Annotated in this window: 13 protein-coding genes and 1 tRNA gene; 2 read left to right on the forward strand and 12 right to left on the reverse strand. The window is 45.3% G+C overall.

Annotated features, from left to right (window positions below; genetic code table 11):
* Positions 1-10: 10 nt before the first annotated feature.
* The 5 genes from EJA10_RS17730 to EJA10_RS17750 form a co-directional block, all read right to left on the reverse strand.
* Entirely contained in the window at positions 11-1,036 is a 1,026-nt protein-coding gene (locus EJA10_RS17730; protein WP_125481366.1) for a sugar-binding transcriptional regulator, read from the reverse strand.
* Between the two features lie 123 nt (positions 1,037-1,159).
* Positions 1,160-1,420, reverse strand: a complete 261-nt coding sequence (locus EJA10_RS17735) for a glutaredoxin family protein (RefSeq protein WP_125481367.1) — start codon at positions 1,418-1,420, stop codon at positions 1,160-1,162.
* A 55-nt stretch (positions 1,421-1,475) separates the two neighbouring features.
* Entirely contained in the window at positions 1,476-2,819 is a 1,344-nt protein-coding gene (rpoN, locus tag EJA10_RS17740; RefSeq protein ID WP_125481368.1) for an RNA polymerase factor sigma-54, read from the reverse strand.
* A 124-nt stretch (positions 2,820-2,943) separates the two neighbouring features.
* On the reverse strand, positions 2,944-4,092 hold the full coding sequence (locus EJA10_RS17745) for a hypothetical protein (RefSeq protein ID WP_125481369.1): 1,149 nt from the start codon (positions 4,090-4,092) through the stop codon (positions 2,944-2,946).
* 200 nt (positions 4,093-4,292) lie between these two features.
* A tRNA-Arg gene (locus tag EJA10_RS17750) sits at positions 4,293-4,364 on the reverse strand.
* A gap of 351 nt (positions 4,365-4,715) precedes the next feature.
* Between EJA10_RS17750 and clpP the strand changes: the two genes are divergently transcribed.
* Positions 4,716-5,321 carry an ATP-dependent Clp endopeptidase proteolytic subunit ClpP gene (gene clpP, locus EJA10_RS17755; RefSeq protein WP_125481370.1) on the forward strand — a complete coding sequence of 202 codons (606 nt, stop codon included), beginning with the start codon at positions 4,716-4,718 and terminating at the stop codon, positions 5,319-5,321.
* Between the two features lie 42 nt (positions 5,322-5,363).
* On the opposite strand, the gene EJA10_RS17760 is transcribed toward clpP, so the two are convergent.
* The 7 genes from EJA10_RS17760 to EJA10_RS17790 form a co-directional block, all read right to left on the reverse strand.
* Positions 5,364-5,621 carry an HPr family phosphocarrier protein gene (locus EJA10_RS17760; protein ID WP_125481371.1) on the reverse strand — a complete coding sequence of 86 codons (258 nt, stop codon included), beginning with the start codon at positions 5,619-5,621 and terminating at the stop codon, positions 5,364-5,366.
* A gap of 24 nt (positions 5,622-5,645) precedes the next feature.
* A complete protein-coding gene (gene whiA / locus EJA10_RS17765) occupies positions 5,646-6,593 on the reverse strand; it encodes a DNA-binding protein WhiA (protein ID WP_125481372.1) in 948 nt (315 codons plus the stop codon).
* 92 nt (positions 6,594-6,685) lie between these two features.
* Entirely contained in the window at positions 6,686-7,669 is a 984-nt protein-coding gene (locus tag EJA10_RS17770) for a gluconeogenesis factor YvcK family protein (protein ID WP_281274535.1), read from the reverse strand.
* Positions 7,666-8,559, reverse strand: a complete 894-nt coding sequence (gene rapZ, locus EJA10_RS17775) for an RNase adapter RapZ (protein ID WP_125481373.1) — start codon at positions 8,557-8,559, stop codon at positions 7,666-7,668. Before rapZ ends, EJA10_RS17770 begins: the two co-directional genes overlap by 4 nt.
* A gap of 37 nt (positions 8,560-8,596) precedes the next feature.
* Positions 8,597-9,055, reverse strand: a complete 459-nt coding sequence (locus EJA10_RS17780) for an NUDIX hydrolase (protein ID WP_125481374.1) — start codon at positions 9,053-9,055, stop codon at positions 8,597-8,599.
* 452 nt (positions 9,056-9,507) lie between these two features.
* Positions 9,508-10,458, reverse strand: coding sequence for a thioredoxin-disulfide reductase (gene trxB / locus EJA10_RS17785; RefSeq protein ID WP_125481375.1), 951 nt, complete (start codon positions 10,456-10,458; stop codon positions 9,508-9,510).
* Between the two features lie 176 nt (positions 10,459-10,634).
* Positions 10,635-12,143, reverse strand: a complete 1,509-nt coding sequence (locus EJA10_RS17790; RefSeq protein WP_125481376.1) for a tetratricopeptide repeat protein — start codon at positions 12,141-12,143, stop codon at positions 10,635-10,637.
* 490 nt (positions 12,144-12,633) lie between these two features.
* Between EJA10_RS17790 and EJA10_RS17795 the strand changes: the two genes are divergently transcribed.
* Positions 12,634-13,596, forward strand: coding sequence for a nuclease-related domain-containing protein (locus tag EJA10_RS17795; RefSeq protein ID WP_125481377.1), 963 nt, complete (start codon positions 12,634-12,636; stop codon positions 13,594-13,596).
* The last annotated feature ends 11 nt before the right edge of the window (positions 13,597-13,607 follow it).

The following is a 13,607-nucleotide window of genomic DNA, read 5'->3' on the forward strand; positions in this document are numbered from 1 at the left end:
TATAAAGGTGTTACCCTTGTAACAATGTTTTGGCGGCACCCTCGTCCGTGATCAGGATCGTTGATGAAGGGGCCTGCTTCATATAGGCTCTGATCGCTTTTGCCTTCGATTGTCCTCCTGCAACCGCGATGACATTGTCTATATCCGCGAGATCGTTCAGTTGAAGACCGATCGTCAGCACTTTGTGGACGATTTCCCCGGCTTCGTTAAAATAGTAGCCAAAAGCCTCGCCTACTGCTTTTCCATCCAGGATTTTCTGCAAATCCTCCGGGCTGGTATTGCGACGTTCCGCCATTGTAATAGCGTCTCCAATACCGTGTAAAACCATGCTTGCTGATTTAACTAAATTCCAGACCTCGTAAATCAGCGGTTCTTTGATGAAGGATTGATAAATCTCACTGCTGACCTGGTCGGGCACATAAAAGACCCGGTGGCGCGAATTCGTATTGTCCGCCATGATTGCGCAAATCGTGTTTGCCTGATTCTTGACGTCCTCGCCGATTCCGCCTCGTGCAGGCACAAACAGCAAATCCTTCTCGCCGAAGTCTGGTGTCAACATATCGGCCACAGCCGCCATCGTCGATCCTCCAGTCACAGCAATTATATTTTTGCTTAGGAGAAGATCTTTCATGCAATTCGCTGTCGCACGCCCCAGCTCGCTTTTCACCCATGGCGATTGGTCGCTGTCCCCTGGGACGACGATCACATTCCGGATACCCATGCGTTCCTTCAGCTGGCGCTCTAATGTGTTTATACCCATAATGTCGCGCATTACTCTTTCAAGACTTTCCAGTATATCTTTTCCTTCTTCTGTCAGCGTCATTCCCTGAACAGACATCGAAATAAGATTCTGGTCTTTCAAAAATTCCACCTCAGACCGCAAAACCCGCTCAGTCAAATTCAGGCTGACTGAAAGGTTTCTCCTGCCAACTGGCTGCATCACGTTTATGTATTGGAGGATGAGGTATCGCTTTTGCATAACCTGGAGTAAATCGGGCAATATTCTTTTTTGAATATCAATGAGCGAACTGTCCATTTTGATATTCTCCTTTTTCAGTGTTGGTCATAAAATGTCCCGCTAAGACATATTATGTCCCACCTGCGGTAAAAAAAATCACCCCTGCTACAAATTTCATTCTAACAGGAGTGAAAACCTTAATCAACCAATAAACTCAAGGTTTTTTCGTGAAAACGCTTCACTTATGAACTTTTTGTTAATAATCCCGTATTGCAGTTCTTCCCCGTCCAATTCAATCACCGGAATCATGATTCCATACTTCTCGACGAGCTCGTCATCAAGATCGATATTGATTTCTTCTATTGTAAAATTCCAGTTATGCTGGAGTTCTTCCAGGATTTCACGCGCCGTCTCGCATAAATGGCAGCGCGGACGGGAATAGAGTTTGACTGTTTTCTTCATTTTGGACTCCTTTTAATAGTGGATGCTTAAATTATCTAACAAGAAACCATCCTTTTTAATCAAATCGTTTACGTTTCGACGACGATGGGATGCCGAGCTGATCGCGGTATTTTGCGACGGTCCTTCTGGATACGACCATACCTTCAACGTCTTCGAGCATTTCTACTAATTTCTGATCGGATATAGGTTTCTTTTTATCTTCTTCTTTTATATAGCGTTCGATTGCAGCTTTTACTTTTTGCGAAGATGCCTGATCATTTTCCGTAGTGGCAATTGCACTCGTGAAAAAGGATTTTAATTCAAATGTTCCAGAAGGTGTTTGCATGTATTTTTCCCGGACAGTCCGGCTTACGGTCGATTCGTGAATTTCGAGTTCCTCGGCGACTTCCCTCATTGTCATTGGGTGGAGATGGGATGGTCCCATTAAAAAGAAGTCCCGCTGCTTTTCGATGATTTTCATTGATACCTTCAAAAGCGTTTCCTTCCTTTGTTCAAGGCTGCGCTGGATCCACTGGAAATCTCCCTGCTTCTCGTGGAGGAATTTGTTCACTTCCTGATTCTGATGGCCCGATAACTGCTTATAGTATCCTTCATTAAATGTCACTTTGGGGATCAGCGCATCAAACACACTGACGTTCAGCTCGTCACCCTCGCGTTTCACCACAACATCCGGCACGATATAAGCTGGCTTTTCGCGTTGGAAAGTGGCTCCCGGTTTGGGGTCCAATCTCTGAATCTCATCGTGCACCTTTTGGATATCCTTTAGTTCAATATCCAGCATTTTCGCGAGCGCTTTCCACTTTTTCTCGGCAAAAAGAAGGAAGTGATTTTCGATGATCGCAATTGCGAGTTCATTTGCAGGATTCCGTTTTAGCCGCCTCAGCTGCAGCATCAGGCAATCCTGCAAATCTTTTGCAGCGATGCCCGGTGGATCCAATGACTGAAGCTTAAAAATCGCACATTCAACTATTTCTTCATCCACATTGTATCTGGCTGCCAGACTTTCTCTGTCAGTATTCAAGTAACCGTTTTCATCTATGTTTTCAATCAATACATGTAAAATCAATTTTTCCTCATCTGTCATTTTCAATGAGTTCAACTGGGACAGCAAGAAGTCTTCCAGTGTTTCGCTCTCACCAGAACCAATCTGTTCGATCAAGTTCTTCTGGTCCCGTTCGAATGACCGCCTTGTCGTTTTCCTCGTGCGGTCCATATTCGAATCGAAATGGGTGATATTCTTGAAGTCCACTTGCAAAAGGGGATTTTCCATCGATTTAGCTTCAAGAAAAGCCGCAAGCTCCTGGGCAGAATACTGCAAAAGCGCAATTGCCTGCGTCAGCTCCTGTGTCATCGCCAATTTCAAAGTCTGTTTTTGCAACAATCCAGCTTTCATATCCATCTAAATCACCCCTGCATTCATTTTACATGATAAACAAGGTTTGGTGTATGGAAAGAATTTGGCATGCCCCTATGTAAAAACCCCTTACCTGATTTCAGACAAAGGGGCGAGTGGTTAATGTCAATTACCTTTTGCGGCGTTTGGCACTGTTAACAGTTGGCATGTTAATAGCTGTCTTGTTTACAGGTTGAGTATTACGAGGTGCCGGTGCTGGTGGTGGGCAAGTATTTCCTGGAGGTGTTCCTACTGGTGGTTCTTCCAGAGGAACTTCACACTCAGGCAGCTCAACTGTATAGTTGATATCCGCACTTGTACCTGCTTCATTAACTACTACAGAGTTGATTATAACTTCAATATCTTCACATGTAAGATCCTCTTCCGGGAATGGGTTATCATCAATGTTGCATGTGAAGCATGTTTGTTCAACTGTTATCGTCTCAAAGCAACATTCATACAAATTTTCTGTTTGACAATCTGCTGTTTTAGGAACGTTAAATTGGATATCCAGAGTTACTGTTCGAGTCCATGGAAAAACATCACAGCAGCAAATGAGCGTTTGACCACATACAAACACCTCCGCCGGAGCTTGACAAACATCTTCCTCTGTTGGAGCCACCACTTCTTGATCGACAATACAGAAACCAAATAACACGTCTTCGGTTGCTACTTCTTCTGGAATTGTAAAGCATGATGTTGGAACCGTCGCTGTACATGTGAATGTATTGTTATCTTCCGGACATTCACAAGCGTCAGGGCATACGATACAGTCTGGAACGCAGATCAATCCGCAAGCCGTTACACCCCCAGCACTAATCGAAGCACATGCAGTGGTTGCAATTTGAGGTTGGTTAAAAGTGAAGGCAAATAATTGGGAGAAACCTGGCTGCAACTCACCTAGCTCACCTTGGTCGGGTATAAATGCAAATCCATCCAAACGAATTCCAGCACCACATGGTGAACCTTCAGGACATCCAGGTTGCGGTGTTCTTCCTGGATTTTCAAAATCAACAGGAAACAGTTCAGTTGGGGCTGGGTCAGTAGTTAGGAAAACCTCACTTGCACGAGGGTCGCTAATGAAATCCAAACAAGGCTCTTCAATTGCTAATACCCAGTTGCTTAAAGCTGGGGAATTAGGGGTTACATTATCTACGCGGTAAATCCACCTGAATCCACCATCAACAGGCTCGATATCTACCAAAGTCACAACGAAACCACCAATGGTTACTGGCTCAAAGCAACTCTCTGGCACTTGCTGCAAATTAAATTCTGGCATTTACATCATCCTTTCATATTTTTTTCGAGGCGTATTTCGACCTCTTCTATAAACTATGAAAGTAAGCATATGCTTGTTTAGGTGTATACTCCTAGTCGTTTTTATTAATTTTAAAGTCTTAGTTCTATGTAACTGCTATTTTTGCGGATCAACAAAAAAATCCCCCTGCGCTCATTTAAAGCGCAGGGGTATCTTGGTGACGCCCTCGGCAGGAATCGAACCCACATCTCAAGAACCGGAATCTTACGTGCTATCCGTTGCACCACGAGGGCATATAGTAAGTTGGCGTTACGCTTACCTATTATAGGGTATGTTTCCCTTGTTTGCAAGAATGTTTTTTTGGAAGGGGGACCAATGGATTCGTTTAAAATTGTTAATGTTGGGTAAGATGGATACGGTACAGTAAATTGGAATATAGATTATTGTCGAAGAGTTTTGGGTGGCTTTGCAAGCGATTCGTTTGACCTTTATTGACCATGCGTGTATCATTAAACTACATAGGTATTCTGGCAAACGAACCAGTATATGCCAGCCTGCTAATCTGTCTTCGCAAGGCTGTTATCTGTTTTTTAAAAGCCTTTTAAGACAGTGAAATGATCTTATGTTAAAGGAGGAAAACAAACATGAACTTGATTCCTACAGTTATTGAACAAACGAATCGGGGCGAAAGGGCATATGATATTTATTCCCGCCTTTTAAAGGATCGCATCATTATGCTGGGAAGCGGGATTGATGACAATGTTGCCAATTCAATCGTCGCTCAGCTGCTTTTCCTGGAAGCTGAAAATCCGGAAAAAGACATTTCCATCTACATCAACAGCCCTGGCGGCAGTATTACTGCCGGTATGGCAATCTACGATACTATGCAGTTCATCAAGCCAGATGTCCAGACAATCTGTATCGGTATGGCTGCATCAATGGGTGCTTTCCTGCTCGCTGCTGGTACGAAGGGCAAGCGTTACGCTCTTCCTAACGCAGAAGTCATGATCCACCAGCCACTTGGCGGTGCCCAGGGACAGGCAACAGAAATTGAAATCGCTGCTAAGCGCATTCTTTTCCTTCGTGAAAAGCTGAATACGATTCTTTCTGAACGCACTGGCCAGCCGCTTGAAGTCATCGCGAAGGATACAGACCGCGACAACTTCATGACAGCTGAGCGTGCAAAGGAATACGGTCTTGTTGACCAAATCATTACTCGTAACATTCTTGAAGAAAAGAAGGATAAATAAGACGAATGAAAAACTCGCCCCAGATATCTGGAGCGAGTTTTTTTAGTTTTCCTTCTGGATATAGTCAGACAGTTTTTCCAGCGCTTCTACTTCGTCGCTTCCATCAGCGATCAGGTTCACGGATGCACCTGCGCCTACTGCAAGACTCATCAAGCCCATGATGCTTTTTGCATTTACCTTCTTGCCGTCTTTTTCAAGAAAGATATCGGATGAGAACCGGTTTGCTTCCTGTACGAACAATGCTGCCGGACGAGCCTGCAGGCCAGTTTTTAACTTTACTTGCACCTGTTTTTCTACCATTTGCGTTTTTCCTCCTCTTACCCTCTATTTATTGATGATCTGGCCGGCACGCAATTTTTCTGCTATCTCATCTATCTTACGCAGCCGGTGATTGATTCCTGATTTACTGATCGTGCCTCCGCTTACCATTTCACCCAGTTCTTTCAGTGTGACGTCCTGATAATCGACGCGCAGCTGGGCGATTTCCCTTAGTTTTTCCGGTAAAATCTGAAGGCCGACTGTTTCCTGGATGTAACGGATATTCTCGACCTGGCGGAGAGCTGCTCCAATCGTTTTGTTCAAGTTTGCTGTTTCACAATTTACCAATCGGTTGACTGAATTTCTCATATCGCGGACAATCCGGATATCTTCGAATCTCAAAAGCGCATTATGTGCGCCTACAATGTTCAGGAATTCAGTGATTTTCTCTGCTTCCTTTAAATAGGTGATGTACCCTTTTTTCCGTTCAAGCGTTTTGCTGTTCAGTCCGAAGGTATTCATCAACTCACATAAGGAGTCATTATGCTCCTGGTACATGGAGGCGATCTCCAGATGATAGGAGGACGTTTCCGGGTTGTTCACAGAGCCTCCCGCAAGGAAAGCACCTCGCAGATAAGAACGCTTACAGCATTTCTTTTTCACCAGCTCTGGCGATATTTCATGGATAATTTCAAAGCCTTCTCCCAAAATCTTTAAATCCTCCAGTATTTCTCTGGCTGATTCCTTCAGGCGGACAATATAAACATTATTCTTTTTCAGCCGCATTTTCTTTCGCACCAGCAGTTCAACCTGCACCTGATAGCTTTTCTTGATCAAGGTGTAAATGCGCCTGGCAATCGCGGCATTTTCAGTCTGTATGTCTACGATGAGTTTGCGATTGGAGAAGGAAAGGGAACCATTCATCCGGATCAAAGCGGACAGTTCCGCGTCGGCGCAGCAGCCCTTCACGTCGATATTTGTGAGTTCCTTTTTTGTTTCCGAAGCGAACGACACCTTCTCACCCCCTAAATTAATTGGAGCTGGCGCTGGTTCAATAGCAAGCGCATCAGCTAATCTTCATAAAGACAAACGCTTGCATCCTATATCTACGCGTTATATCTCTTTTTGGTTTCATCTATTATCATAGAATATAAAATTTCTGAAACTTTTTTAGTATCATGCCTGATGACATTGCCTTCGAGCTCAGCGATTTCTTCCTGGACGACCTCGACTCCGAGAGCAACGAGTTGATCAAGATCAAAGTGAACAGGCTGTGCAAGCTCCTCTTTGTAGCGGAGTTCGACATCCGGCGGAATCGTCTCGCTGTTGACCAGGATTGTATCGATGAAGGCGCAATCCATATGGTCATAAATTGCTTTGATATGGTCACTCGCAGCGAAATCATGAGTCTCGCCGGCCTGGGTCATCAGGTTGCAGATATACACTTTACGGGCCTTCGCCTTGCATACTTCATTCCCGAGTTTCTTGACAAGCAGGTTCGGCAGGATGCTTGTATACAGGCTCCCAGGTCCTATGACAATCAAGTCTGCCTCACGGATCGCCTGCAGCGTTTCCGGCAGCGGCCTGGCGCTTTCCGGATTCAGGAAAACACGTTTGATTCTTTTACCCGAATAAGGAATCTTGGACTCCCCTCTGACAATACTGTTGTCTTCCATCACAGCGTTCAGCATGACACTCCGGTTGGCAGCCGGCAGGACTTTCCCACGCACATTCAGGACCTTGCTCATTTCCTGGATCGCATGCACAAAGTTCCCGGTAATCGAAGTCATTGCCGCAAGGATCAAGTTTCCGAGCGAATGGCCGGACAATTCATTGGATGTATTGAAGCGATGCTGGAACATTTCTTCAATCAGCGGCTCTACATCTGATAATGCAGCAAGGACGTTCCGGATATCCCCTGGAGGAGGAATATGCATATCCTCCCTAAGCCGGCCGGAACTCCCGCCATCATCAGCAACCGTCACAATCGCGGTGATATCGACCGGGTATTTTTTCAACCCCCGCAGAAGGACTGGCAATCCGGTACCGCCGCCGATGATGACGATTCTTGGCTGTCCATCCATGATCATTTTGCGTGACCCTGCCTTTTATCAATATCGCGGTGTGTCACTCGGGTGTGATAATCCTTTTCGAAAAACTTGGCAATATGTTCTGCCAGGGCCACAGAGCGGTGCTGTCCGCCTGTACAGCCAATCGCAATGATCAGCTGTGCCTTGCCTTCACGCTTGTAGTGAGGAAGCATGAAGCTCAGCAGGTCCGTTACTTTTTCAAGGAACTTGGATGTTTCGTTCCATTTTAAAACATATGTCGACACATCTTCATCAAGACCCGTTTTCGGCCTCATGTGTTCGATATAGTGCGGGTTAGGCAAAAAGCGGACGTCGAAAACCAGATCCGCATCAATCGGGATTCCGTGTTTGAACCCGAAGCTCATCACATTAACGGTGAAGATCGCCTTCTTATTGACAGAGAACTCTTCAAGGATTTTTTCCCGCAGCTCCTTCGGCTTCATCCCCGTCGTTTTATAGATGATCTGTGCCCTGCCTTTTAGCTCCTCCAACAGCTCGCGTTCCAGCTGGATGCCTTCAAGCGGCAGACCTGACGGAGCAAGCGGATGTGAACGCCTCGTCTCTTTGTATCGGCGAACAAGCGTTGAATCGTCGGCATCAAGGAATAAAACCTGCGGTGCCACCCAGGATGTTTCAGCCAGGTCATCGAGGGCCTTGAACAGCGAGTCAAAAAACTCCCGGCCGCGCAAGTCCATGACAAGCGCCACTTTATTCATTTTCGTGCCGGACTCCTTCATTAGCTCTAAAAACTTAGGGAGTAATGTCGGCGGCAGGTTGTCTACACAGAAGAATCCCAGATCTTCAAAGCTTTGGATGGCGACCGTTTTACCCGCGCCAGACATCCCTGTAATAATAACGAGCTGAGTATCAGTACTTGAACCGGTGCTCATTTCTTTTTCCCCCTGAACATCAGATTAAATTAAGCAATCAATTCGGATCGAGCCTGTAGTTGATCAGCTCAAAATCCGGTGTATACGTAAAGGCTCCATAGATAATGCCCTGTCCATGGACCATATAGTCAAGAATATGATAATCCCCTGCGGCCATCGGAAGGTCTTTTATGTCATCGAGATCATGCCACGAGATCGTTCCTTCCTCTGATTCATCAAGGTTGATGCCATCGGCCTCAGTCGCATAGAACGTGAACATCATCCATTCCGAAACGACCTGATCGTCCTCCTTGATGACAAAAGTGAAGATTCCTTTGATTTGCGGGTTCCTCAGGTAAATCCCCGTTTCTTCCCGGAATTCCCTGATACAGGAATCCTTCACGGTTTCCCCTGGTTCCATTTTTCCGCCTGGAGCCACCCACCAATTGCGGCGCGGCTTTTGCAGCAGCAAAATTTTATTATCTTTTACCAGAACACAATTCGTCACGCGCTGCATCCATTTCCACCTCTTCATATATGTATAAGCGTCATGCCGGACACTGAACATTCATTGGAAAACAACCGAACTTTTATTCTTTCCATTATACTATTTTTAGAATATCGCCACAATGAATACAAAAATGATATTTTTGTAAATGGAGCTTTCTGAAAACCTGCGAAAACAAGATGCGAAGGGACGGGAAGTATAGCAGGTGAGGTGTTATAATCCTTAGCATATGCCTGTATTACTGACTTTTATGTAAAAAAAGAGCACAGGATAACCTGTGCCGTCAAAGGATTATATTTTTAAAAGGGGGTCAATTTCTACTCCTATAATACCCCATGTTTGTTGCACTACTGTTACAGTAGAATTAATATCTAATTACTTTTTGTTAATTTATGCCGAGACGAACTGTTTTTTCCAATTATCAGGAAAGGCCTGCCACTAAATAGGCAGAGCCTGTATTTTTATGCGTTCGCTTTTAATTCTTCGATTAATTCTTCAACATAATGCTGCGCATTCTGGGCTGCGATACTTCCGTCCCCAGTTGCCGTTACAATTTGACGCAGCGTCTTTTCGCGGATGTCGCCCGCTGCGAAGATGCCCGGCACCTTTGTTTCCATTTGCTCATTGGTTTCAATATAGCCATTGCTGTTTGTGATGCCAAGACCCTCGAACGGCTTTGTCAGAGGTACCATTCCGATGTAAATGAAGACACCATCAGCCGCGAATTCCTGTTCTGCGCCATCCTGAGTAGACACAAGTGTCACGCTGCCCACCTTGCCGTCTTTATCATTGATTTGCTTGACGGTGTGGTTCCAGATGAAATCAATCTTGTCATTGGCAAATGCGCGATCCTGAAGGATTTTTTGCGCACGCAGCTCATCACGGCGGTGAACGATCGTCACCTTTGAAGCGAAGCGAGTCAGGTAAACGCCCTCTTCGACCGCAGAGTCTCCGCCGCCGACGACCACAAGCTCTTTGCCTTTGAAAAATGCTCCGTCACAAACTGCGCAATAGGAAACACCGCGGCCGCCCAGTTCCTGCTCACCTGGTACGCCAAGCTTTTTGTACTCCGCACCAGCAGAGATGATGATGGAGCGCGCTTTGTATTCCTTGTTTCCAGCTTTGATTGTCTTATATTCTTTGCCGTCGATGACTTCCTTTACATCACCGTAAGCATATTCTGCGCCAAACTTTTTCGCATGGTCAAACATTTTTGTTGAGAGCTCAGGCCCAAGAATATGGTCGAAGCCCGGGTAGTTCTCAACTTCTTCTGTATTTGCCATCTGTCCGCCCGGAACGCCGCGCTCAAGCATCAGCGTTGACAGGTTCGCACGTGACGTATAAACAGCCGCCGTCATCCCCGCCGGACCGGCACCAATGATGATGACGTCATAAATTTTCTCTTCTGACATGGTGTACAACTCCTTTATATAATCCCCATCTTTTTCATCCAGGATAGTATTTCCTTCCTAAACCTATCCTATAAAACAGGACGCATATAGTCCAAAAATATGCTTGTGTTCACCGAAATGACAAATATAAAAAAAGGGTAAACCTCGTCTGCTGATCACAGACTTAGTTTACCCTTTTAGATACTGTCTTCTTCCTGAAGAAACTCATTTGCCAAATTGATATATTTGGAAAGTGTTGAGACAGACAAACCATATTTATTGGCGACTGCCTGTTTCGTTGTCTTGATATTCCTTAGCTTATCCCATAGATAATCGACGGCAGCGGCCCAGGCTTTTTGATTTTTAAAATCGTAGCCAGCCTTTGCAGCCTGTTCGAATACTGAGAACCACATAATGTAGACGCCTGCTTCATTCTTGCCGATCGGCTGGTGGTGGTCATACAGGAGCTTTGCGGTTTCGTGCGCTCCCTTTACTTCCTCTTTGCTGCTGCCGAGCTTTCCGGACGCCACATACGCAAGATACGATTTTTCCATTTCCGTCATCTTGTCTGTCGACTTTTCCGCAGCGAGAATTTCCTTCTTCTTCGCGGAAACTGATGTGAGGAACAGCGCAAAAAGGCGTTCTTCCGGATAATCGCTGTTCAACTGGTTCAGGATCGCCAATACTTGCGTTTCGAACTTCACGCCACTTTTTTCAGCCCAGGGCTCCATGCCTTCTTTCTCAGGACTGAATTCGAGGACCTTTTTCCAGGCTGAGCGAGCCGTATTTTCCCGGCCGGTAAAATAGGACGCATGCGACAGCCAGTAATAGAATGCGCCATCGCCCTCAAAGCCAGACTTCTGCAGCTTTTTCAGCCATCTGTACGCCAGCTCGTATTCACCGACAAGCGCGAATGTCGCGCCAAGCTTGAACTGGTGTTCAACATGGATCGGGTGGATTTTTTCCAGAGAGCTCCTCAGCTCCTGGACCAGCTTCTCCTGCCCCTGGTAATGGGCGAAAACGAGACCATTGCACAGCGCGTGCAGATTGCCCGGGTTCTGTTCGAGCACATCATTCAAGATGTCGCGTGCCTTGGTTGTCTCGCCAAGGTAAAAGTACGCAAGCGCCAGATTGTTGTAAGCCGACCAATATTCCGGATACTCCTCGATGACCTCCTCGAAGATTTCAATCGCCCTCGGAAACTCGCCGGACTCCAGATGGTTCCGCGCTTCCTCCTGCTTGACGATCAAGTCATCCTCTTCATAGTAATCTTCATCCATTTCTTCCGCTTCCAATGTCAGAAGATCCAGGAGATCATTCGCATCCTCTGCAAATTCCCCGTCCACATTCAATTCTAAGTATAAATTCGCATGCCTGAACGCATCCCGAAACAAGCCCATATGAGCATAATTATTTGCTAAGAAATAGTGGCATTCCGCCATATTTTCATCAAGTTCTTCGAGGACCAAGTGCAAAAGACGGTTAGACTGCTGGTATTCCCCCAGCTCCGACTGCACGATTGCCAGCTGGCAAACGATCATCGGCTCACCGGGCTCAAGCTGCATCGCGCGCTGGAAATACTTCTCAGCCCTCTTCAGATCCCGCCTGTGGAAAGCCTTGACCCCTTTGGTGAAATAATACTCACCAGTAGGAACGAATGACAGCAATTGGCCTTTACGCTTCATTGCTTTAGAGTCTTTTCCCATGTGATCCTCCATTTTAAGTCTCATAAATAAGTGCCCGCTACGAACCTGGGCGACTTTAACTAATGTAGTATAACATACGGACAGAGTGTTCGAGAAGGTGTGGGAGAGAAATTGTTTTGGGGAGGGTTAGTGTGGGGAGGTAGCTTGTGCTGCTTGGAACACGGTTGGCCAAGATTATGCGGAATGGGTCGGTTATTGGGAAATTTGTTGTTTTATTGCGGGAGGAGGTTGGGAAGGTGATGCGGGAATGACTATTTTGAAATGGCGCGGGTGTTAAATTATGTGGAAAACCCCGGTTGGTCGATATATCGCGAGATTTGGTCGATATATTAAAAAATCCGCCGATATATCGCGAAATGTGGTCGATATATTTAAACATCCGCTGATATATTGAAAAATGTGGTCGATATAATTTTCTCTTGACTAAAAAGAAGGTGTTTCAAAGCCGGAAAGCGAATTATTTTAGTAAAATAATAAGGAGTGATTACAATTGATAGGTAAAAAAAGAGAATATCCTCAAGATATACTGATTCTTGAAGCAGTTTCGAGGCGTTTTCCTCAAAAAAGAGCCGAATTAGAAAAAAAACTCTATCGCAAACGGGCTGGATACAAAGGAGAAACGATTCTTGATTACCATTTAGCACAAATCGACCATTCTGAAATGGTAATTTTGCACGATTTAAGAATCCCCATCAATGCTACCCACTTCCAAATCGATACCCTCATTCTTACCTCTTGCTTTATCCTCATCATTGATTCGAAATATCTCGCTGGGACACTCATTTTTCTTCCCGAATTTGACCAGATGCTACGAATTCAAAACGATATCGAAGAAAGCTTTCCCGATCCCATCCTCCAAGCGAAAACTCAAGTCTCCCAATTAAGAACTTACTTAAAAAAACACCATTATACACCTCCTCCTCTTGAACATCTTGTTGCCATTAGCAACTCGCAGTCCATCATTAAAAATCCAACCAATAATCGAGAAGTAAGTAGTCGTGTTTTCAGGTCTTCGAGTGTTGCTTTTAAAATCCCTCCTTTTTACCAGAAGCATACAAACTGTCATCTTACACAGAATGACTTAAAGAAGATTTCCAGGCAGCTTGTGAAGTCGCACGAACCCTTTCTTCCTGACATTCATTCCATGAGCCTTCCATTTGATCAAATACTTCAAGGTGTTCAGTGCATTGCTTGTGAGGTGTTTGGCATGGACTACCACCAGGGGAAATGGCATTGCCGAAGCTGCGGCCACAACTCAGCGGATGCACACATTCAGGCCTTAAAAGATTATTTTCTCATTTTCGGCCCCGAAATCACCAACAAGCAATTCCGAGAATTTATGAAAATCAATTCTCCTTCAACTGCTAAACGCATCTTAGCTTCTATTGATCTGGTATGTACCGGTACAAATAAAGGGCGGACGTATTCTCCAGCAAAACGCTTCTTTGATTAAGGTATAAGAAA

This window comes from Mesobacillus subterraneus (assembly GCF_003937825.1).
Lineage (GTDB): Bacteria > Bacillota > Bacilli > Bacillales > Cytobacillaceae > Mesobacillus > Mesobacillus subterraneus.